Annotated in this window: 21 protein-coding genes; 9 read left to right on the forward strand and 12 right to left on the reverse strand. The window is 61.2% G+C overall.

Translation table 11 applies throughout. The annotated features are described in order from the left end of the window. Window positions 1-178: 178 nt before the first annotated feature. From OPU96_RS10755 to OPU96_RS10765, 3 genes are all read right to left on the reverse strand, one after another. Entirely contained in the window at window positions 179-646 is a 468-nt protein-coding gene (locus tag OPU96_RS10755; protein WP_192298213.1) for an inhibitor of vertebrate lysozyme family protein, read from the reverse strand. A 2-nt stretch (window positions 647-648) separates the two neighbouring features. After that, the gene (locus OPU96_RS10760; protein WP_003170804.1) at window positions 649-813 is read right to left on the reverse strand and encodes a DUF1328 domain-containing protein; all 165 of its coding nucleotides are present in this window, start codon (window positions 811-813) and stop codon (window positions 649-651) included. A 71-nt stretch (window positions 814-884) separates the two neighbouring features. Continuing rightward, window positions 885-1,169 carry a hypothetical protein gene (locus OPU96_RS10765; protein ID WP_226454807.1) on the reverse strand — a complete coding sequence of 95 codons (285 nt, stop codon included), beginning with the start codon at window positions 1,167-1,169 and terminating at the stop codon, window positions 885-887. Window positions 1,170-1,546: 377 nt separating this feature from the next. On the opposite strand from OPU96_RS10765, the gene algB reads away from it, so the two are divergent. Continuing rightward, window positions 1,547-2,893, forward strand: coding sequence for a sigma-54-dependent response regulator transcription factor AlgB (algB, locus tag OPU96_RS10770; protein ID WP_192298211.1), 1,347 nt, complete (start codon window positions 1,547-1,549; stop codon window positions 2,891-2,893). Between the two features lie 10 nt (window positions 2,894-2,903). Continuing rightward, the gene (locus OPU96_RS10775; protein ID WP_226454806.1) at window positions 2,904-4,691 is read left to right on the forward strand and encodes an ATP-binding protein; all 1,788 of its coding nucleotides are present in this window, start codon (window positions 2,904-2,906) and stop codon (window positions 4,689-4,691) included. 80 nt (window positions 4,692-4,771) lie between these two features. On the opposite strand, the gene OPU96_RS10780 is transcribed toward OPU96_RS10775, so the two are convergent. The 6 genes from OPU96_RS10780 to OPU96_RS10805 all read right to left on the reverse strand — a co-directional run bounded on the left by OPU96_RS10780 (window position 4,772) and on the right by OPU96_RS10805 (window position 10,329). Beyond that, entirely contained in the window at window positions 4,772-5,548 is a 777-nt protein-coding gene (locus tag OPU96_RS10780) for an N-acetylmuramoyl-L-alanine amidase (RefSeq protein ID WP_192298209.1), read from the reverse strand. Window positions 5,549-5,636: 88 nt separating this feature from the next. Further along, a complete protein-coding gene (locus OPU96_RS10785) occupies window positions 5,637-7,697 on the reverse strand; it encodes a GGDEF domain-containing protein (RefSeq protein ID WP_498559068.1) in 2,061 nt (686 codons plus the stop codon). Further along, window positions 7,694-8,572, reverse strand: a complete 879-nt coding sequence (locus OPU96_RS10790) for an endonuclease/exonuclease/phosphatase family protein (RefSeq protein ID WP_192298207.1) — start codon at window positions 8,570-8,572, stop codon at window positions 7,694-7,696. Before OPU96_RS10790 ends, OPU96_RS10785 begins: the two co-directional genes overlap by 4 nt. A gap of 10 nt (window positions 8,573-8,582) precedes the next feature. Then, the gene (gene dsbA / locus OPU96_RS10795; protein WP_226454803.1) at window positions 8,583-9,218 is read right to left on the reverse strand and encodes a thiol:disulfide interchange protein DsbA; all 636 of its coding nucleotides are present in this window, start codon (window positions 9,216-9,218) and stop codon (window positions 8,583-8,585) included. Window positions 9,219-9,386: 168 nt separating this feature from the next. Further along, window positions 9,387-9,992 (reverse strand): c-type cytochrome, encoded by a 606-nt coding sequence (locus OPU96_RS10800; protein WP_226454802.1) that lies wholly within the window; start codon window positions 9,990-9,992, stop codon window positions 9,387-9,389. A 34-nt stretch (window positions 9,993-10,026) separates the two neighbouring features. Next, window positions 10,027-10,329, reverse strand: a complete 303-nt coding sequence (locus tag OPU96_RS10805) for a c-type cytochrome (protein WP_192298204.1) — start codon at window positions 10,327-10,329, stop codon at window positions 10,027-10,029. A gap of 192 nt (window positions 10,330-10,521) precedes the next feature. Here OPU96_RS10805 and yihA point away from each other — a divergent pair, with 192 nt between their 5' ends. Beyond that, window positions 10,522-11,163, forward strand: a complete 642-nt coding sequence (gene yihA / locus OPU96_RS10810) for a ribosome biogenesis GTP-binding protein YihA/YsxC (RefSeq protein WP_192298203.1) — start codon at window positions 10,522-10,524, stop codon at window positions 11,161-11,163. A gap of 270 nt (window positions 11,164-11,433) precedes the next feature. On the opposite strand, the gene polA is transcribed toward yihA, so the two are convergent. Continuing rightward, window positions 11,434-14,220 (reverse strand): DNA polymerase I, encoded by a 2,787-nt coding sequence (polA, locus tag OPU96_RS10815; RefSeq protein ID WP_226454800.1) that lies wholly within the window; start codon window positions 14,218-14,220, stop codon window positions 11,434-11,436. Between the two features lie 74 nt (window positions 14,221-14,294). Here polA and OPU96_RS10820 point away from each other — a divergent pair, with 74 nt between their 5' ends. Both OPU96_RS10820 and OPU96_RS10825 read left to right on the forward strand, forming a co-directional pair. Continuing rightward, window positions 14,295-14,585: a DUF2782 domain-containing protein gene (locus OPU96_RS10820; RefSeq protein ID WP_017734691.1), complete on the forward strand. Its 291-nt coding sequence runs from the start codon at window positions 14,295-14,297 to the stop codon at window positions 14,583-14,585. A gap of 56 nt (window positions 14,586-14,641) precedes the next feature. Continuing rightward, window positions 14,642-15,595, forward strand: coding sequence for a homoserine kinase (locus tag OPU96_RS10825; RefSeq protein ID WP_463984043.1), 954 nt, complete (start codon window positions 14,642-14,644; stop codon window positions 15,593-15,595). A gap of 228 nt (window positions 15,596-15,823) precedes the next feature. Here the strand turns inward: OPU96_RS10825 and OPU96_RS10830 are convergent, their stop codons facing one another. Beyond that, window positions 15,824-16,753 carry a zinc ABC transporter substrate-binding protein gene (locus OPU96_RS10830; RefSeq protein ID WP_226454798.1) on the reverse strand — a complete coding sequence of 310 codons (930 nt, stop codon included), beginning with the start codon at window positions 16,751-16,753 and terminating at the stop codon, window positions 15,824-15,826. A gap of 58 nt (window positions 16,754-16,811) precedes the next feature. Between OPU96_RS10830 and OPU96_RS10835 the strand changes: the two genes are divergently transcribed. Genes OPU96_RS10835 through OPU96_RS10850 form a run of 4 tightly spaced genes read left to right on the forward strand, consistent with a single transcriptional unit; the run spans window position 16,812 to window position 19,617 of the window. Then, complete coding sequence (locus OPU96_RS10835; protein WP_192298199.1) at window positions 16,812-17,294, forward strand: Fur family transcriptional regulator; 483 nt, start codon at window positions 16,812-16,814, stop codon at window positions 17,292-17,294. Next, entirely contained in the window at window positions 17,294-18,079 is a 786-nt protein-coding gene (gene znuC / locus OPU96_RS10840; RefSeq protein WP_192298198.1) for a zinc ABC transporter ATP-binding protein ZnuC, read from the forward strand. Before OPU96_RS10835 ends, znuC begins: the two co-directional genes overlap by 1 nt. Beyond that, window positions 18,072-18,860 (forward strand): zinc ABC transporter permease subunit ZnuB, encoded by a 789-nt coding sequence (znuB, locus tag OPU96_RS10845; RefSeq protein ID WP_192298197.1) that lies wholly within the window; start codon window positions 18,072-18,074, stop codon window positions 18,858-18,860. The genes znuC and znuB overlap by 8 nt, the downstream gene beginning before the upstream one ends. 37 nt (window positions 18,861-18,897) lie before the next feature. Next, entirely contained in the window at window positions 18,898-19,617 is a 720-nt protein-coding gene (locus tag OPU96_RS10850; protein WP_226454797.1) for a PA5502 family lipoprotein, read from the forward strand. A gap of 101 nt (window positions 19,618-19,718) precedes the next feature. On the opposite strand, the gene katE is transcribed toward OPU96_RS10850, so the two are convergent. Further along, window positions 19,719-21,848, reverse strand: a complete 2,130-nt coding sequence (gene katE / locus OPU96_RS10855) for a catalase HPII (RefSeq protein ID WP_226454796.1) — start codon at window positions 21,846-21,848, stop codon at window positions 19,719-19,721. Window positions 21,849-21,869 lie beyond the last annotated feature (21 nt).

Genomic DNA, 21,869 nt, shown 5'->3' on the forward strand with positions numbered 1-21,869 from the left:
AGATGGTCACGCCGACACACCAAGTAATGGTTGGAGTCGGGCGAAAAGGAAATTTGCGACTACGAGCGGCATGAGAGGCAGGGGATGAACGTCACAAGCCCGTCGCAAGTTCAGCAAGCCGTGAGCTTGTGAACCTGCGTCGACGCTTTGCAACCTGACTCGGCTCGCCAGACAGGGTCTAGTACCAATTCGGATCTTTCTTCAACTGCTCCATCAACAGCTTCTGCATGCCTTCGTCCGGCTTACCGATAAAACGGTAGTCGGCGTGCCGCGTTGGCGACTTGTCCGCCGGCAAACCGGCCGGGACTTCCACCAACAGGGCGTAGGCATCTTCCTTGTCGAGGCTGAAGGCAACGATCAGACGCTTCTTCAGACAAGTGTCGGCCGTTTCGCAGAGCGGCCCGACCAGGTATTTGTCCCCGTCTTCCTGCACGGCATTCATTTGCTCGGCCGTGCCCGACAGGTTCAGCACCCACTCCGGCAGACGCTCTTCTTTCTTCACCACGCCTTGCCAGGTTTCGCGGTATTGCGGGTCCGCCGCGAGCAATTCGTTGGCGCGGGATTGGCCGTCATTGGCGGCCATCACCAAGCCGCTACCGCCCAAGAGCAGGGCGGCAGCCAGGGTTTTAAAGGACAAAGTGGTCATTTTCAGCCTCGGCCGCGACGACCAAAGAAGAACGAAGCGATGAACATCACCAGGAAGACAACAAACAGGATCTTGGCGATCCCCGTGGCGGTGCCCGCGATACCACCGAAGCCCAGGACTGCAGCCACAATGGCGATGATCAGAAACGTGATTGCCCAACTCAACATGGTGATTCTCCTTACGCTTTTATAGAGGTCGTGCGGTACGGACGCTCAAGGTGAGCGAGCGTATGTATTGCCTAAAACACCCAACGCTCTTGGGTAGGCAGCTCGCCAGGGGTCGAATCCTGGTCAGCCACTCTCAATTGGGGTGCGGTTACACCGGCGGAAACGCTGCTGATGGAACTGAAATGGGTCTGCGTCATGAGCGGACGCTCGAAGTGCGGGGCTTGTTGCTGACTCTGCTGCCAATGCTGCATCTGCTGTCCGCCAATCAGCGTGACCATCAGGGCCAGGCTGGCAAACAGACCTTGCTGCAAGCGCAGTGGCGATACATGCAATTGGCTGAGGCTTTGGCGAGTCATGCTGATGTTCTCCCGCATTCTGATTATTCGTTGGGAGAGGTATTGCAGGGCGCATGCCAGTTTTTTTACAAAATAAAACTCAATAAAATCAATGAGTTAGATATACGACAAGGCTGGTTGGCACAGCATCCTGCACGATGCCCCCAAGGGAGCCGTGCGAATTGCACGATCACCAGCGGTCGGATCAATGGATAGAAAGCTGTCGGTGAGTTGCCGAAGTGGCAAGACGGCATGAAAACGCCATCAGGCAGGGCTTTGTAGGAAGCAGCGCAGATACCTGCACGGCACCTCCTTTTATCGATCAGAATAAACCATGCAACTTGCCCGATTATTCCGGGACTAATCACCATCATTCATAGTTAAGGAGCGCGGGACAGATGGAATCAGCCAAGGAACTTCAAGGCCGCATTCTTTTAGTGGATGACGAATCCGCGATCCTCCGCACCTTCCGTTATTGCCTGGAAGATGAAGGCTACACCGTCGCCACTGCCAACAGCGCCGCCCAGGCCGACACCCTGATGCAACGCCAGGTGTTCGATCTGTGCTTCCTCGACCTGCGCCTGGGTGAAGACAACGGCCTCGATGTGCTGGCCCAAATGCGCATCCAGGCGCCATGGATGCGCGTGGTGATCGTCACCGCGCATTCCGCCGTGGATACTGCCGTGGATGCGATCCAGGCAGGCGCGGCGGACTATCTGGTCAAACCGTGCAGCCCGGACCAGTTGCGCCTGGCCACAGCCAAACAACTGGAAGTGCGCCAATTGTCCGCGCGCCTGGAAGCGCTGGAAGGCGCAGTGCGCCAGCCCAAAGACGGCCTCGATTCCCATAGCCCGGCCATGATGGTCGTGCTGGAAACCGCGCGCCAAGTCGCCGGGACCGACGCCAATATCCTGATCCTCGGCGAGTCCGGCACGGGTAAAGGTGAATTGGCCCGGGCCATCCACGGCTGGAGCAAACGCGCGAAGAAATCCTGCGTGACCATCAACTGCCCGTCGCTGACGGCGGAGCTGATGGAAAGCGAATTGTTCGGCCACAGCCGCGGCGCATTCACCGGCGCGAGTGAAAGCACATTGGGGCGGGTTAACCAGGCCGACGGTGGCACGCTGTTTCTCGACGAGATCGGCGATTTTCCGCTCACGTTGCAACCAAAATTATTGCGATTCATCCAGGACAAGGAATACGAGCGCGTCGGCGACCCGGTCACCCGCCGCGCCGATGTGCGCATCCTCGCCGCCACCAACCTGAACCTGGAAGACATGGTGCGCGACGGCCGCTTCCGTGAGGACCTGCTGTACCGCCTCAACGTTATCACCTTGCACCTGCCGCCATTGCGCGAGCGCAGCGAAGACATCCTGACCCTGGCCGACCGCTTCCTGGCGCGCTTCGTCAAGGAATACGCGCGTCCGGCACGCGGCTTCAGCGACGAAGCACGCGAAGCACTGCTCAACTATCGCTGGCCGGGCAATATCCGTGAGCTGCGCAACGTTGTGGAGCGTGCGAGCATCATCTGCCCGCAGGAGAAGGTCGAGATCAGCCACCTCGGCATGGCCGAGCAACCAACCAACAATGCCCCGCGCATCGGCGCGGCACTGAGCCTGGACGAGCTGGAAAAGGCCCACATCGGCGCTGTGCTGGCCACCAGCGACACCCTGGACCAAGCGGCCCGCACCCTCGGCATCGACGCGTCGACCCTGTACCGCAAACGCAAACAGTACAACCTGTGAGCTGCACCTTATGAAGTTAGCGATGAAGCTGCGTACTCGCTTGTTCCTGAGTATCTCAGCGCTGATCACCGTCGCCCTGCTGGGCTTGATCCTCGGCCTGGTCAGCGTCATGCAAATGGCCAAGACCCAGGAGTCGCTGATCCGCAGCAACTTCATCACCCTGGACCTGGGCCTCAAGCTGCGCCAGAGCCTTGGCGACCAACTGATCATGATGCTGGAGCAGCGTCCCGACCCCGTGGCCCTGCAAGCGTCGAAGCAGCACTACTTCGAGCTGCTGGACCAGGGCGTCGCCCACGAACAGCGCAACGGACAAGGCACGGGCTTCGTCCAGGCCCGGAGCGATTACCAGAATCTGCTGGACGCGTTTGACCAGTTCCAGCAAGCCTCGCCACCACCGGGCAGCAAGGAAAAACTCACCGAAACCTTCAATGTGCTGCGCAACGGCCTGATCGTCGAACACAAGCAGGCCCTTGAAAACATCAGCACCAGTGAACACAAATCCCGCGAGCGCGCCTTGCTCATCGCCGGCCTGCTGGGGCTGGTGGGGCTGGCGGTGCTGATCATCGGTTTTGTCACCGCCCACGGTATCGCCCGGCGATTTGGCGGACCGATTGAAGCGCTGGCCAAGGCGGCGGACAAGATCGGTCAGGGTGATTTCGAGGTGACACTGCCGATTTCCTCAGCAGCCGAGATGAACCAGCTGACACGGCGTTTCGGCATCATGGCCGAGGCGTTGCGCCAGCACCAGGCAACCAATGTCGACGAACTGCTCGCCGGCCAGCAGCGTTTGCAGGCGGTACTCGACAGCATTGACGACGGCCTGCTGATGATCGACCGCCAAGGCCGTCTGGAGCACCTCAACCCGGTGGCACAGCGCCAACTGGGTTGGGATGAGGAACGCCTCGGCCAGGGCCTGGGTGAAGCCTTGATGCGCCCCGAGCTGGATGAACAACTGCAATTGGTGCTGCGCGGTGGCAACCTGGAGCGCGCACCGGATGACCTGGAAGTGGAAGTCGAGGGTGAACTGCGCCTGCTGACCTATAGCCTCACGCCGGTGAGCCATACCCAGGGGCATATCCTTGGCGCGGTCATGGTGCTGCATGACGTCACTGAGCAGCGCGCCTTCGAACGCGTGCGCAGCGAGTTTGTGTTGCGTGCCTCCCATGAGCTGCGCACTCCGGTGACCGGCATGCACATGGCTTTCGGGCTATTTCGCGAGCGCGCGAAATTTCCGGCGGAGTCCCGCGAAGCGGACCTGCTGGATACGGTCAACGAAGAAATGCAGCGCCTGATGCAGTTGATCAACGACTTGCTCAACTTCTCGCGCTACCAGAACGGCCTGCAAAAACTCACCTTGGGGCCGTGCGACGTGACCGATCTGCTGGAACACGCCCGTGGACGGTTCACCGAACCGGCCAATGCTCAAAAAATCGAACTGCTGGTAGAAGCCCAACCCGACCTGCCACGCCTGTACGCCGACCAGCCGCAACTGGAGCGTGTACTCGACAACCTACTGGCCAACGCCCTGCGCCATACCGCCGAAGGTGGGCAGATTCGCCTACAGGCGCGACGCCATGGGGAGCGAGTGATTATCAGCGTCGAGGATAACGGCGAGGGGATCGCCTATGGCCAGCAAGGGCGCATTTTCGAGCCGTTCGTGCAGGTCGGCCGCAAGAAAGGCGGTGCCGGCCTGGGGCTGGCGCTGTGCAAGGAGATCGTGCAACTGCACGGTGGCCGCATGGGTGTGTATTCGCGGCCGGGGCAGGGGACGCAGTTCTATATGGCACTGCCGCTGTAGCCGGTGGCGAGGGGGTTGGCCACAGCAAGCTCCCTCGCCACAAGAAGCTGCATTGCCGCAGCAAACCCGCTCGCCACGGATTAGCGGCGGTTCAGCGCCCGCAGGATCGCGGCACTCTCGGCATCGGGAGTGCCATCAAACAACGCCGGACGGAAGTGCATCTGGAACGCTGCGATCACATGGCGCGTGGCCACGTCCAGCTCGCCGGTCTGCGGTGTCTGGTAGCCCAGGCGTGCCAGCTCCTGCTGGAACCAGATGATGCTTGGCAGCTCAGCGGCATATTGCACCTGGAACCGCGCTACCGCCTGGGCGTCCGGCCATACCCCCAGGCCCTGCTCAGCCAGGCGCTTCCACGGGAACAGCGGGCCCGGGTCCAGTTTGCGCAGCGGGGCAATGTCGCTGTGACCGATGATGTTCTTCGGGTCGATGCCGTTGCGCTTGCTGATGTCCTTGAGCAACACCACCAGCGACTGCACCTGCGCTTCGGAATACGGGTACCACACGCGCCCCGTCGGCGTGTCGCGATAGCCTGGGTTGACGATTTCGATGCCGATGGAGCTGGAGTTGAGCCAGGTGCGCCCCATCCACTCGCTTTCCCCGGCGTGCCAGGCGCGCTGGCTCTCATCCACCAGCTTGTAGATCCTGCCTGAGGCGTCATCGCCGATCAGATAATGGCTGCTGACCTGGCCGTGGGTCAGCAGCGCCAGGGAACGCTCAAGGTCGGTGGAGGTGTAGTGGACGATCACGAACTGCACGCGGTTGTCGTGGTTCGAAGAGGGATGGCTGGTGTCCAGGCGCGGGCCACTGGCGCAGCCGGCGATCAGGAGAAACACAAAGGCGATGGATAAGGATTTCATGGCAGAAGGCAGTACGCTGAAGACGATAATGCAACAGTGTAACGTACCGACTGCAACCAGACGGTCAAATCACAAAATGGAACATCTTTTACGCCGCCTGCACTTGGTTGCGTCCCGCCGCCTTGGCCCGGTACAACGCTGCATCGGCGCGCTTGAGCGCCAGGTCACTGCGCTCACCTGGCAGGAACTGCGCCACGCCCATGGATACCGTGATCGTCACCGGCTCGCCTTTGAAGTGGAACGGGCACGCCTCGATGGCCGCGCGCAACACCTCGCCAGCCGCCAGCGCGTCCGTCAGCGATGAGTTGGGCATCAGCAACACAAACTCTTCACCGCCAAACCGCGCGATAAAATCGCTCGAGCGCAGACGCTTGCGCAGCACATTGGCGATGATTTTCAGCACTTTGTCGCCGGCCAAATGGCCGTAACCGTCGTTGATCCGCTTGAAGTGATCCAGGTCGAGCATGGCCAGCGACAGGCTGTTGCCCTGCTGGTGCCAGGCATTGACCTCATGGTCGAGGCGTTCACTCCAGGCCGCACGGTTGGGCAGCCCGGTGAGCGGGTCGATCAGGGCTTTCTGGCGTTGCACCTCCAGGTGCTCGCGATAGCCCTGGGCTTCCTGTTCCATGCTCGCAACACGCTCGGCGAGGCCTTTCAAACGCGCCGCGACCTCCTGCTCACGCTGGTCGCGCTGCTGCTGGTGCTGGTCCATGGTGCCGAGCAAGCCTTCAAGATGGCTTTCCAGCACGTGCTTGAGACTGTCGAGGTCGGCCGCGTCCTGGACGCTGCTTTGCAGGCCATCGACTTGTTCGCGGATCTGCGTATCCAGCTCGCGGGCAGCGTCGCGGCTGTCTGCATGACCATCGCTGGCCACTTGCAGATGCCCCTGGAACGCTTCGAGGCGTTCGTTGAGCTGCTTGAGATAAGCCTCGAACTCGTGCTGGCCGCTGTCGGTGATCGCCAGCATCAACACCGCCAGGTCATCGAGGATTGGCAGCAGTTCGTACCAGTTCAAGCCATGGGCAAGGCGTTCACGCATGGCTTCGGCCTGGGGCCGGTGGCGTTCGGGTAGCGACAGGTCCTCGAGCAGGCCGAGCAGGGTGTCTTCGATATGTTTGGCCACGGAGCTGTAGGACGGCTCGGGCGAATCGGGCAGGGCGTAAATACCGTCCGATTGCAGCTCGTCGGGGTCGGCACGCTCGAGCACCGGCGGCAGCGACAGGCTGCCGATGACGGTGAGCGCCGGGGTATCGACGGGCACCGATGGCGCTTGGACAAAGGTGGCGAGTGCGCTCTGCGGGGCAGCCTCTTCGGGCGCAGGCGTCTTGGGCTCTGGCACCGCGGCAGCGGGTAGCGGTGCTGCGGCTGCAACCGCTGGGCTGGCGACTGCCTGCACAGGGGCGGGCGGCAATGGCGCGGGCTCGGGTGCAGCCGGCGCAAGTGGCGCAAAAGCCCGCAGCGCCTCGGCCAACTCATCAGACTGCGCGGGCTGCTCGGGCACGGTCACGGGCACGGGCTTGGCGGCGGCAGGCTGCGGCTGCGGCTGCGGCTGCGGCTGCGGCTGCGGCTGCGGCGCGGCAACCGGCACAGGCTCACTCACCTGCGCCTCACTGGCAACCTCCTTGCCACCAAACAAACGTTGCAACAGTCCTGGCCCCGGGCGTGGGGTTTCGCCATCCGGCTCCAGGTTTTCCAGCGCCTGCCCTTGCAGGCTGCTCAACTCGCTGAGCAGCAACGGGATCTCGCGGGCCTGGCTCACACGGCCGTCCAATTGCTTGGCGAAGGTCTTCAGCGGGCGCGCGACCTCACGGGGCAGTGGCAGTTTCTGCAACTGCGCGACCAGGGAGGCCAACGCGGTACTCATCTGGTCGACACGGGTTTCGCGGCGCTGCTCGGAATCCAGCACGGCCTTTTCCAGGCGCGGCAACAGGGCAGCGAGGGCGGCGTCCATGTCGTCGGTGCGCACCACGTCGCGCATTTCCTTCATGCATTGGTCGACCGCACGGTCGGTCCCTTCAGCCGCCAGCGTGCTGCGCACCAGCCCTCGACGCAACAAGTCGAGGCGAGCGGCCCAACGACGCTCGAGCTTTTCTTGTTGTTCGATGCTTAGCAGGTATTTTTCTTTCCAGCGCTGGGCGTCGTCGCTCATGCAAGGGGTCCGCGGGGGCCAGGGCTCAACGCGGGCAATGCATCAGCCGTGAGCGAACCCGGCAGACGAATCTCTACCGCGACCGGCAGGTGATCGGAGATGGGCTGCGCCAGTACCTGCACGCTTTCGAGCGTGAGGGTCGGGCTGAGCAGGATATGGTCCAGACAACGTTGCGGGCGCCAGCTGGGAAACGTGGCTTCGACTTGCGGCGCCAGTAGCCCGAGGTCCCGCAGCGGGGAATTGTTCAGCAAGTCGCTGGCGTGGGTGTTCATGTCCCCCATCAGCACTTGGTGTTTGTAATTGCCGATCAGCTCGCGGATGTAGGCCAGTTGCATCGTGCGGGTGCGTGCGCCCAGCGCCAGATGCATCATCACCACTACCAGGGCTTCAGGGCCTTCGCCGAAGCGCACGAGGATCGCGCCACGGCCCTTGGGGCCAGGCAGCGGGTGATCTTCGATCGCCCACGGCCTCAAGCGGCTGAGCACGCCATTGCTGTGCTGCGCCAGGCGCCCGAGGTTGCGATTGAGTTGTTGATACCAGTACGGGAACGCCCCGAGCTGGGCCAGGTGTTCAACCTGGTTGATGTAGCCGGAGCGCAGGCTGCCGCCGTCAGCTTCCTGCAAGGCGACCAAGTCGAAGTCGCTCAGCAGGTTGCCGATTTTCTGCAGGTTGCCGGCGCGCCCATTATGGGGCAGCAGGTGCTGCCAGCCACGGGTGAGGTAGTGCCGGTACTTCTCGGTACTGATACCTACCTGGATATTGAAGCTGAGCAGGCGCAGCCGGCTGTCTGCCGGCAGGCCCGTGGATTCCAGGTGATGCTCGTTGACCTGCGGATCATGCAGGCCAACAACGCGTTCAGTACCCCAGCGGCGCATGGCGAGCCCCTTACTTGGCTGCGCGCTCTTTGGCGATCAGCTGGTCGGCGACATTGAGGACAGCTTCAGGACCACCGGCAGTACCCAGGTCAAAGCGGTATTTGCCGTTGACGATCAGGGTCGGTACACCTTGCACGCCATACTTCTGCGCCAGTTCTTTGGCTTGTTTGATCTGGCCCTGGATGGCGAAGGAGTTGAAGGTAGCCAGGAACTTGTCCTTGTCGACACCTTGGGTGGCGACGAAATCAGCCATTTCGTCTGACTTGGTCAGGCGCTTGCCTTGTTTCTGGATGGCATCGAATACCGCGTTGTGGACCTTGTGCTCCACGCCCATGGCTTCCAGGGTCAGGAACAATTGGCCGTGGGCATCCCATGGGCCGCCGAACATGGCCGGAATGCGTTTGAAATTTACGTCTGAAGGCAGTTTTTCGGCCCATGGATTGATGGTCGGCTCAAAAGCGTAGCAATGCGGGCAGCCGTACCAGAACAGCTCCACCACTTCGATCTTGCCAGGTACCGAAACAGGTACGGGGTTGGTCAATTCAACATAGGTTTTACCGGCTTCAAGCGGCACATCGGCAGCTTGCGCGGTCATGCCGAAGAGGCTGGCAGTGATGAGAGCGGCGCTGAGGATCAGATTACGCATGCTTTACTCCTGGACAAATAAAGTCGCCTCACGCGACCTTTGTTGTGACAGGTCTACGCGGACATGAGTTCGTTAGTGTAACGGCACCGGCCACAAAAAAGGGCGGCCTGGGCCACCCTTTTTATGCTTGCATCGACGGATTAATCGAGCGTTAACGTAGCGCCTGGATCAGTGCAGGCCCTGGATGTACTGCGACACCGCTTCGATGTCCTTGTTGCTCAGCTTGCCGGCGATACTTTGCATGATTTTGGTGTCGCCATCGTTGACGCGATTACCTTCACGGAAGTCCGTCAGCTGTTTGGCAACGTACTGTGCATGCTGCCCACTCAAGTGCGGGAAGCCTGCAGCGGCGAGGCCTGCGCCATTGGGCGAGTGGCAACCGATGCACGAAGGCATGCCTTTTTCCAGGTTGCCGCCGCGGAACAGTTCTTCGCCACGGGCGACCTGCTTCGGATCGGCCGCTCCCACGCTGCCTTTCTGGCTGGCAAAATATGCCGCAATGTCTGCCAGGTCCTGATCGCTGAGGTTGGTCAGCAAGCCGGTCATTTCCAGCACCGTGCGCTTGCCATCCTTGATGTCGTGCATCTGCTTGGTCAGGTAGCGTTCACCCTGGCCGGCCAGTTTAGGGAAGTTCGGCGCCGGGCTGTTGCCATCCGGTCCGTGGCAAGCACCACACACGGCGGCTTTCGCCTGGCCCGCTGTAGCGTCGCCTGCAGCATGGGCAACACCAGTGATGCCCAGGGTCAACAGCAGACTCACGATCAGTTTGTTCATCAGCTAATCCAACTACGGCTAAGGGGTTTAAGAGTTATCTACCGGGTTTACTCACCATCAAATGAATGACGGCCTGGTAATCCTCAGTACTGCAGTCCATGCACAAACCACGCGGCGGCATTGCCTTGAAACCCTGGGTCACGTGCTGCACCAGCGTGTCCATGCCCTGCGCCAGTCTTGGCGCCCAGGCTGCCTGATCACCCCGTTTGGGGGCGTTGGGCAGTTGGCCGGCATGGCAAGCCACGCAAACTCGGTTGTACACCGCCTCCGGATCCTGTGTAGCCTGAGCGCCGTAAAGCGGAACCAGGACACCAAAAGCGAGCAACCATCTGGTCATACGTCGACCATTTCAGGGCTTGAGAGCGTTTTGCGTTCTAATGCGCAATAAAGGTCTATCGCTCCCGTGAACCTCATCCTTCGCTGGGACAAAGCACACACAAAATCTGCGGCATTATATACTGGCGCTACTGAAACGGAAACGACACCGCTTGCCGCACCCTTTCTCGGCATCGCCCACATCGGAAACCTCATGCAACTCAAGAATCCCATCCTCGGTCTGTGCCAACAGTCCACGTTCATGCTCAGCGCCGCCAAAGTTGACCAATGCCCCGATGACGAAGGCTTTGAAGTTGCCTTTGCCGGCCGTTCCAACGCCGGTAAATCCAGCGCGCTGAACACCCTGACCCACGCCAGCCTGGCACGTACGTCGAAAACCCCGGGGCGCACGCAACTTCTCAATTTCTTCAAGCTAGACGATGATCGGCGTCTGGTCGACCTGCCGGGCTACGGTTACGCGAAAGTACCTATCCCGTTGAAGCTGCACTGGCAGCGTCACCTGGAGGCTTACCTGGGTGGCCGCGAGAGTTTGAAGGGTCTGATCCTGATGATGGACATCCGTCATCCAATGACCGACTTCGACCTGTTGATGCTCGACTGGGCCGTGGCCAGCGGCATGCCGATGCATATCCTGCTGACCAAGGCCGACAAGCTGACCTATGGCGCAGCCAAGAACACCCTGCTCAAAGTGCAGGCGGAAATCCGCAAGGGTTGGGGTGACGCGATCACTATCCAGCTGTTCTCGGCGCCTAAACGCATGGGCCTGGAAGAGGCCTACACCGTGCTGGCCGGCTGGATGGAATTGGCCGACAAAGGCGCTGAAATCGCCGAGTAACTTTCCTGCGGGCAAAAAAAACCCCGGACTTCGTATGGGGAGGGGAAGTTCGGGGTTCAAGTTCCGGACCGCTAGGGCGGGGTCCAGATATCTGCCAACACTTAACACAACATAGGAGCATTGAAGGGCTTCACCACCCATTCAGTAACTCTGAGTGGCACTTCACGGGTTAAGTTCCGGCCGGTGCGAAAAACTATTGGAAATAACTAACGGCAATATCTGATCTAAAGCACTCTGCCACCACGGCTTGTGGTGGCAAGGCCGTGCAAATCAGTGCGCTTCGTCCCAGTTATTGCCCACACCCACCTCTACCAGCAGCGGCACATCCAACTGCGCCGCAGCACTCATGTGCTGGCGAATTTTCTCGCTGACTTCGGCGACCAGATCCTCACGCACCTCCAGTACCAATTCATCGTGCACCTGCAGGATTACCTTGGCATCCAGGCCCGAGTCGGCCAGCCAGTTGTCTACCAGCACCATGGCTTTCTTGATGATGTCAGCGGCCGTGCCCTGCATCGGCGCGTTGATCGCCGTGCGTTCCGCCGCGGCACGCTCCTGGGGTTTGTTGGAGTTGATGTCCGGCAAATACAAGCGGCGGCCGAAGAAGGTCTCGACATAGCCTTGGTCGGCAGCCTGGGCGCGGGTGCGCTCCATGTACTCGCGAACCCCGGGGTAGCGGGCGAAGTACACGTCGATGTAAGCCTTGGCGGTCTTGGTATCCACACCAATGTCCTTGCCGAGCTTCTGCGCCCCCATCCCATAGATCAGGCCGAAGTTGATCGCCTTGGCGCTGCGGCGCTGGTCGGACGTGACCTCACCCAGCTCAACCTTGAACACTTCGGCCGCAGTGGCCGTGTGCACGTCCAGGTTATCGCGGAAGGCATTCATCAAGCCTTCGTCCTTGGACAGGTGCGCCATGATCCGCAGTTCGATCTGCGAGTAGTCCGCCGCCAGCAGCTTGTAGCCTTTTGGCGCGACAAACGCCTGACGAATCCGACGCCCTTCAGCAGTACGCACCGGGATGTTCTGCAGGTTCGGATCGCTGGACGACAACCGCCCGGTCGCCGCCACTGCCTGGTGGTAGGACGTGTGGATACGCCCGGTACGCGGGTTGATCTGCTCTGGCAGGCGATCGGTGTAAGTGCTTTTCAGCTTGCTCATGCTGCGGTACTGCATCAGCACCTTGGGCAGCGGGTAGTCATCTTCGGCCAGCTTGGCCAGCACTTCCTCGGCGGTAGACGCCTGACCCTTGCTGGTCTTTTTCAGCACAGGCAAACCGAGCTTTTCGTACAGAATGGCCCCGAGCTGCTTGGGTGAACCAAGGTTGAACTCCTCGCCAGCGATCTCGAACGCCTGGCGCTCCAGCTCAACCATCTTGTTACCCAGCTCAATGCTCTGGACGCCAAGCAAATCCGCATCCACCAGCGCGCCCTGGCGCTCGATACGCGCCAGTACCGGCACCAGCGGCATCTCGATGTCGGTCAGCACGCTGGCGAGGCTCGGGATGGCGGTGAGTTGGGCGTGCAGCGCCTGGTGCAGGCGCAAGGTCACGTCAGCATCTTCAGCCGCGTAGGGGCCTGCCTGCTCAAGTGCGATCTGGTCGAACGTCAGCTGCTTGGCCCCCTTGCCGGCGATGTCCTGGAAGCTGACGGTGTCGTAGTCCAGGTACTTCTTGGCCAGGCTGTCCATGTCGTGCCGGGTCGCAGTGGAGTTCAGCACGTAGGATTCGAGCATGGTGTCGAAGGCGATGCCACGCACGGTGATACCGTGGGCCGGGTCACCGCCAATGGCGCAGTTGGCCAGGATATTCATGTCGAACTTGGCGTGCTGGCCGACCTTGAGCTTGGTCGGATCTTCCAATAGCGGCTTGAGAGCCAGCAACACGGTGTCGCGATCCAGTTGCTCAGGCACACCGATGTAGGAGTGAGTCAGCGGGATGTAGGCTGCTTCATGGGACTGAACAGCGAAGGAAACCCCGACCAGTTGCGCCTGCTGGGCGTCGATACCGGTGGTTTCGGTGTCAAAAGCGAACAACTTCGCGTCATTGAGTTTTTTCAGCCAGAGATCGAACGTGGCCTGGTCGCGGATGGTGGTGTAGGACGCTTGCAGCGGCGCAGCGGGAACCTCCTCGACCACTTCATCTCCGGCAACAGGTGCGGCCTTGAGCTCGACACGCTTGGCATCACGCTGAATATCGTCGTACCAGCTCTTGAACTCCAGCAGCGCGTACAGCTCCAGCAGCTTGTCGCGGTCCGGCTCGTTCAGGTGCAGGTCATCCAGGCCCACGTCCAGAGGCACATCGCACTTGATCGTCGCCAACTGGTGGGAAAGAAACGCCATCTCCCGATGCTCTTCGAGCTTGGCCGGCAGGGTCTTGGCACCCCGGATCGGCAGGCTCGGCACGATGTCCAGCTGCTCATAAAGCTCTTTGATCCCGCCATTCACGCCCACCAGCAAGCCGGAAGCGGTCTTCGGACCTATACCCGGAACGCCCGGGATGTTGTCGGACGAGTCGCCCATCAACGCCAGATAATCGATGATCTGCTCCGGAGCGACGCCAAATTTCTCCTTTACGCCGTCGATGTCCATCGAACTACCGGTCATGGTGTTGACCAAGGTAATGTGCCCGTCGACCAGTTGAGCCATGTCTTTGTCGCCGGTAGAAATCACCACCGGCCGGTCGGCAGCCGCACTGCTGCGAGCCAGGGTGCCGATCACGTCATCGGCCTCGACGCCTTCGACACACAGCAACGGGAAGCCCAGGGCGATCACACTCTGGTGCAGCGGCTCGATCTGCACACGCATGTCATCGGGCATGCTCGGGCGGTTGGCCTTGTATTCGGCGTACATGTCGTCGCGAAAGGTCCCACCCTTGGCGTCGAACACCACTGCGAATGGGCTGCCCGGGTACTGCTTGCGCAGGCTTTTGAGCATGTTCAACACGCCCTTGACCGCACCGGTCGGCAGGCCTTTGGAGGTGGTCAGCGGTGGCAACGCGTGGAAGGCGCGGTACAGATATGAAGAACCGTCCACCAGGACGAGGGGGGCTTGGCTCATGAGCAGGATCAACCTTTTCGGCGGGTCAGGCGCTAGAATAGCCGGACCAATGACGACAAAGGGACAAGGTTATCATGCGTACAGCGAATCGCTTGTTGTTGACCGGCTTGATTGCACTCCTGCCGCTGGCCGCCACGGCAGCCGACAGCGCCCCCGGTGGTGACCCTGAGGTCACGATCCGCACCGAAGGCGACAAGACCATCCAGGAATACCGCCAAAATGGCTTCCTGTACGCGATCAAGGTAACGCCCAAGGGCGCGCCTCCGTATTTCCTGGTGCGCGCGGACGGAACCGATGCGAACTTCATCCGCTCTGACCAGCCGGATATGCTGATCCCGTCATGGAAGATTTTCGAATGGAAATGATTTCTTAACTTAAATTGGCGCCGCGCACCGCGGCGCCCGTACTGGCAGTTTTAACCATGTCTGTGTTCACCCCCCTGGCTCGGCCCGAGCTGGAAACCTTTCTCGCCCCTTACGGGCTCGGCCGCCTGCTAGATTTCCAGGGAATTGCCGCCGGTAGCGAAAACACCAACTTCTTTATCAGCCTGGAACAGGGCGAGTTCGTCCTGACCCTGGTTGAACGTGGCCCCGTCGCCGAAATGCCGTTCTTCATCGAACTGCTCGACGTGCTCCACGACGCCGATCTGCCCGTACCTTACGCCCTGCGCACCACCGACGGCGTGGCCCTGCGCGAGCTGAAAGGCAAACCGGCGCTGCTGCAACCGCGCCTGGCCGGCAAGCACATCAAGGACGCCAACGCGCAACATTGCGCCCAGGTCGGCGACCTGCTCGGCCATCTGCACCTGGCCACCCAGGGCGACAAAGTACTGGAGCGTAAAACCGATCGCGGCCTGGATTGGATGCTCAGTGAAGGTGCGCAACTTATTTCACACCTGGAAGCAGCACCGCAGCGCCTGCTGCAAGACGCACTGGACGAGATCGAAGCCCACAAGGCGCAGATCCTCGCCCTGCCGCGCGCGAACATTCATGCGGACCTGTTTCGCGATAACGCCATGTTCGAAGGCACGCATCTGACAGGCCTGATCGACTTCTACAACGCCTGCTCCGGCCCGATGCTGTACGACGTGGCGATCGCCTTGAACGACTGGTGTTCGGACGAGGACGGCGTGATAGATGGGCAACGCGCCCGTGCATTGCTGGGTGCCTACGCGGGGCTGCGGCCATTCACGGCGAAGGAAGCCGAATTGTGGCCGACGATGTTGCGAGTGGCATGCGTGCGGTTCTGGCTGTCACGCCTGATCGCGGCTGAGTCGTTTGCGGGTCAGGATGTGTTGATTCATGACCCGGCGGAGTTCGAACACCGCCTGGCGCAACGCCAGCAGGTCACGATACAACTGCCGTTCGCCCTCTAAGGGCTCAACTCGGTCAAGAAAATGTGGGAGCGGGCTTGCTCGCGAAGGCGGTGTGTCAGTCAGTACATCTGGCACTGAAACACCGCCTTCGCGGGCAAGCCCGCTCCCACAGTTGATTGGTGTTGATGGATAGTGAGTGTTCGGCTGGAGATCGCCCAGGCACTGCCATCCCCTGGTGGAGATATTGCCCTCCTCCATAGATCTCCCACATGGGCCTTGTGTTGACTGTCAGAGCGACTCCAGGCAACCCGCCAGATCATTCCCCAACTTCTCCAGCACCTGCTCATATCCCTGAGCCGTAGCCGGCGTGTACCCACCCAACGCATCCAACTCCGCCAACTTCACCGGCAGGCCAGTCACCAGCGTTTCCGCCAACCGCGGACGCAACGGCGGCTCACTGAACACGCAGGTCTTGCCCACTTCCTGCAGGCGCGTACGCATCGCCGCTACGTGCTGGGCGCCGGGTTGTACTTCGGCGGCAACGCTGAACACGCCGGTGTGCTTGAGCCCGTAGGCATCTTCGAAGTAATCGAAGGCTTCATGGAAAACGAAGTAAGGCTTGTCGCCAATCGACGCCAGACGCGCTTTCAAACGTGCATCCAACGCATCCAGACGCTCATTGAAGGCCTTGACGTTGCTCTGGTAACGCGCCGCATTCGCCGGGTCGGCAGCGGCCAGGTCCGACGCCATTCGTGCAGCAATCACACGCGCATTCACGGTGGACAGCCACAAGTGCGCATCCAGGCTGCCTGGACGGTGATCATGGTCGTGCTCGTCGGCTTCATCGGCGTGGGAGTGGCTATCTTCGGCGAAACGACGCAATTTCATGCCTGGAAGATCCTGCACCGCAACCGTCGGCGCTGTACGACCTTTGAGCACGCGAGGCAGGAAGCTCTCCATATCCGGTCCGATCCAATACAGCAGGTCCACCGACTGCACGCGCCGTACGTCGGATGGACGCAGCGCGTAGTTATGCGGCGACGCCCCCGGCGGCAACAACACCTCCGGAACCGCCACGCCGTCCTGCACAGCGGCGGCGATCAACTGCAGCGGCTTGATGCTGGTCAGCACTTTGACCTCGGCCTGGGCGGCACCCGAGATAAACAAACTGGTGATGAATACGACAAAAACAGGAAAAAGTCGGGACACGATGACCACTCAATGGCGTAGGAACGGGTAACATAATAACGTCTCTATCAAATATCTGTCGCCGCTCATGCCTATAACACCGCTTGCCAGCCGTCCCCACGACCACTCTCACTGCGTACACACCGCGCTGTCGGAAGCCGACACCCTGTGTGCGCAGAAGGGTTTGCGCCTGACCGCCCTGCGTCGCCGCGTGCTGGAACTGGTGTGGCAGAGCCACAAGCCGCTGGGCGCCTATGACATTCTTGGCGTGCTCAGCGAGCAGGACGGCCGCCGCGCCGCGCCGCCAACCGTGTACCGCGCGCTGGATTTCCTGCTGGAAAACGGCCTGGTGCACCGCATCGCTTCGCTCAACGCGTTTGTCGGCTGCAACCACCCGGAACACGCGCACCAGGGCCAGTTCCTGATCTGCCGCGAATGCCACGCCGCCATCGAGCTTGAGCAAAAAAGCATCAGCGACGCCATCATCAAAAGCTCTGCCGACGTAGGCTTCAAAGTCGAAGGGCAAACGGTCGAAGTCGTCGGCCTGTGCTCGGGCTGCCAGGGGGCTTGATGAGCAATGCGTTAATCCGCCTGGAGCAGGTCGGTGTCACGTTCGCCGGGCAAAACGTGCTGGACAACATCGCACTGAGCGTCGAACCGGGGCAGATCGTCACTCTGATCGGCCCCAACGGCGCCGGCAAGACCACCCTGGTACGCGCCGTGCTCGGCCTGCTCAAACCCGACACGGGCAGCGTGTGGCGCAAGCCCAAGCTGCGTGTCGGCTATATGCCGCAAAAACTGCACGTCGACCCGACGCTGCCACTGTCTGTGCTGCGCTTCCTGCGCCTGGTCCCCGGTGTCGACCGCGCTCGCGCCCAGGCCGCGCTCAAGGAAGTCGGCGCCGAGCAGGTGATCGACAGCCCGGTACAAAGCATCTCCGGCGGCGAAATGCAGCGCGTGCTGCTGGCCCGCGCCCTGTTGCGCGAACCGGAACTGCTGGTGCTGGATGAACCGGTACAAGGTGTGGACGTCGCCGGACAGGCCGAGCTGTACAGCCTGATCACCCGGCTGCGCGACCGCCATGGCTGCGGCGTGCTGATGGTTTCCCACGACCTGCACCTGGTGATGAGCACCACCGATCAGGTGGTATGCCTCAATCGCCACGTGTGCTGCTCCGGCCACCCGGAACAAGTCAGTGGCGACCCGGCGTTCGTCGAGCTGTTCGGCAAGAACGCGCAAAGCCTGGCGATCTACCATCACCATCACGACCACGCCCACGATTTACATGGCGAAGTCGTCGACGACCCCGCGACACCTCACACCCACGTTCATGGAGATAGCTGCAAGCATGGCTGATTTTCTGCTTTACGCCCTGCTGGCAGGCTTGGCTTTGGCGTTGGTGGCGGGCCCGCTGGGCTCGTTCGTCGTCTGGCGGCGCATGGCCTATTTTGGCGACACGTTGTCCCACGCCGCGCTCCTGGGCGTGGCCATGGGCTTCCTGCTGGATGTCAGCCCGACCATCGCTGTCACCGTCGGCTGCCTGCTGCTGGCGGTGCTGCTGGTGACCCTGCAACAGCGCCAGCCGCTGGCGTCCGACACCCTGCTCGGCATCCTCGCGCCCAGCACCTTGTCCCTGGGGCTGGTGGTGCTGAGTTTCATGCACGAAGTGCGCATCGACCTGATGGCCTACCTGTTCGGCGACCTGCTGGCCATCAGCACCACCGACCTGGGCTGGATCCTCGGCGGCAGCGCGGCCGTGTTGGTGTTGCTGCTGGCCCTGTGGCGGCCGCTGCTGGCGATCACCGTGCATGAAGAGTTGGCCACGGTGGAAGGTTTGCCCGTGCCGGCCCTGCGCATGACCCTGATGTTGTTGATCGCGGTGGTGATTGCTGTCGCGATGAAGATTGTCGGCGTATTGTTGATCACATCGCTGTTGATCATTCCCGCCGCCGCCGCCCAGCGCCATGCCCGTTCACCGGAGCAGATGGCGATTGGCGCCAGCCTGCTGGGGATGCTCGCGGTATGCGGGGGCCTGGCGTTGTCCTGGTTCAAGGACACGCCGGCCGGGCCGTCGATTGTGGTCACGGCCGCCGCGCTGTTTCTGCTGAGTTTTGTCCTGCCCCGTCGAGGGGTGTAGACTTGCTCGCTTTTTGCGCAAATAGAGAGTCGCAGGAATGAAGCCGTTCACCTCCCGTTATCTGCTCCTTGCCGCATTTTCCTTGCTGCTGGGCGCCTGTCAAAGCACACCGCCCGCCGCCCCCGAGGCCCCGGACGCTCGCGCTGCGGCCATCGCGCAGCTGGAGCAAAACCTCGCCAGCAGTGAGCTGGCCACCGCCGAAGACCAGCTTGCGGCGCTGCAAGCGCAGTCGCCCAACGACCCGGCGCTGGAGTCCTACCAGCGCCAATTGGCCGAAGCCTACCTGCAGCGCAGCCAGATCGTGCTGCAAAAAGGTGACGTCAACGCCGCCGCCACTGCCCTCAGCCGCGCCCGCGCACTGATGCCCAAGGCCCCGGCGCTGACCGGCGGCGTGAACAGCGCCATCAGCCACGCCCGCAAGGCCGAGCTGGATAAAGCCGAAGCCGCGCTGAAAGCCGCCGAAGCCAAGCCCCAGGCCAAGGTCATCGACCCGGCGGCCGAGAGCACCACCGTGGCGCTGAACCTCACGGACATCCAGGCGTTGCGTCATCAGCTCGATGCCATCGCCACCGACGTGGTGAATTATCAGTGCGACGTGAGCCTCCAGGTGCCGCGCACCCAGGATTACCCTTGGCTGGCCACGCTGCTGACCAAGCGGGTCAAACGCATGGATTCGGCGTATGACCTGAAGATCCACCGGCAGATCCTGAAGAAGATCCCGGCGCAGGTTGTGTTGATTCCGCGCAAGACGGAATAAAGCAATCGCGGGCAAGCCCGCCCCCACACTTGAGTGTATCCACAACTCAAAATGTGGGAGCGGGCTTGCCCGCGATAGCTATCCAACCAACAACAGATGACTTAAGCCGGAATCGCCTTAGCCTTCGGCTCCCGATCCCACACCCGATGCTGCGCAATTGCGGCGACAAAGGCCTTCAACGCCTTGGCATCGCCACCCACGATCAATCCCGCATCCACCTCCAGCTTCAACAACTCCAGCAACTGCTTGGCCTCACCCACCACTGCAATCGCCTTCAAGTGCTTATAAGCCTCCAACAGGTAATGCAGCGCCACGCCGTCTTCGCTCAGGGCTTTCACCGATTTGGCGCCGCCCGGCACAAACACCGCGTCAAAGGCCACCGACGGCAAGCCCTCCATGGATGCGTCCACCGCAAGGCTCTTGCCATCCGCCGTGGTCACCGGCGCCGAGGTCGGCCCGAGCAACTTGGCATGGGCACCTTCCTCCTTCAGCACCTTTTTCAGCGCCGCAATTGCCGCGCCGTCCACACCGTCCGCGGCCAGGATCGCCACCTTGCGCGTTTTGATGTCACCCGACAGCAGGTTCGCCTGGCTCAAGGCCGGCGAGCGTGACAACGAAGTCTTGCGCTCCGGCACCGTACCTGTTTTCGGCACCGGCAAGCCAAGGTTCTGCGCCACACGCTTGGCCAGTTCCAGGTCGATATTGGCGAGGATCTCATTCACCTGGCGCACACGAATGAATTCACGCTCCACCTTGCCCAGCTCAAAGCTGTAGGCCGAAATGATGTGTTCCTGCTCATGCTTGCTCATGCTGCGGAAAAACAGGCGCGCCTGAGAAAAATGATCGCCAAACGACTCGCTGCGCTCACGCACCTTATGGGCATCGATGCGCTCGTGATAAGACTCGAAACCACCGTTCTGCGCCGCAGGCGGGGTTTCCTTGGGCCAGCCGCCATCAATGGAGTTGGGCTCGTACGCCGCACGCCCCTTATCGATGGTGGTCCGGTGCATGGCATCACGCTGGCCGTTATGCAGCGGCGTTACCGGGCGATTGATGGGTAACTCATGAAAATTCGGGCCACCCAGACGGCTGATCTGAGTATCGGTGTAGGAAAACAGGCGCCCCTGCAGCAGCGGATCATTGGAGAAGTCGATCCCCGGCACGATATGGCCTGGGCAGAAGGCAACCTGCTCGACCTCGGCAAAGAAGTTGTCCGGGTTACGGTTCAGCACCATTTTGCCCAACGGAGTAATCGGCACCAATTCTTCGGGGATCAGCTTGGTCGGATCGAGAATGTCGAAATCGAACGCATGCTCCTTATCCTCGGGAATCACCTGCACGCCCAGCTCCCACTCGGGATAATCGCCCATCTCAATGGCTTCCCAGAGATCGCGACGGTGGTAGTCGGTATCTTTACCGGCGAGCTTTTGCGCTTCGTCCCACACCAACGAGCAGGTGCCGGCCGTAGGCCGCCAGTGGAACTTAACGAAGTTGGACTGCCCCTGCGCGTTGATAAAGCGAAAGGTATGTACACCAAAGCCCTGCATGGCCCGCAGGCTTTTTGGGATCGCCCGGTCGGACATTGCCCAAATCACCATGTGCGCCGACTCCGGCTGCAGCGACACAAAGTCCCAGAACGTATCGTGAGCCGAACCACCTGTAGGAATCTCGTTATGGGGCTCGGGCTTCACGGCGTGAACAAAGTCGGGAAACTTGATCGCATCCTGGATGAAAAACACCGGCATGTTATTGCCCACCAAGTCGAAGTTGCCTTCCTCGGTGAAGAACTTGACGGCAAAGCCACGCACATCGCGAACCGTGTCGCCGGAGCCGCGCGGGCCCTGCACCGTGGAAAAGCGCAGGAATACCGGGGTTTTATGGCCAGGGTCGCGTAGGAAACCGGCCTTGGTCAGTGCCGAATGGTTTTCATAGGTCTGGAAATAGCCATGGGCGCCGGTACCACGCGCATGCACGATGCGTTCGGGGATGCGCTCATGGTCAAAATGCGTGATCTTTTCCCGCATGATGAAGTCTTCGAGCAACGAAGGCCCGCGCGCGCCGACCTTCAGGCTGTTCTGGTTGTCCGAAATCTTCACGCCCTGGTTGGTACGCAGCGCTTGGCCGGTGGCGTCGGAGCGGAACGTTTCCAAAGCCTCTAGTTTGGCGTTGGTGTTCTTGCGGTCCAGGGTGTCGGTTCCGGCGAGTTCGCTCTGGGGCTTTTTCGTACTCATCAGTCAAAACTCCTTATTCAG

The organism is Pseudomonas sp. RP-B7 (genome assembly GCF_059803535.1).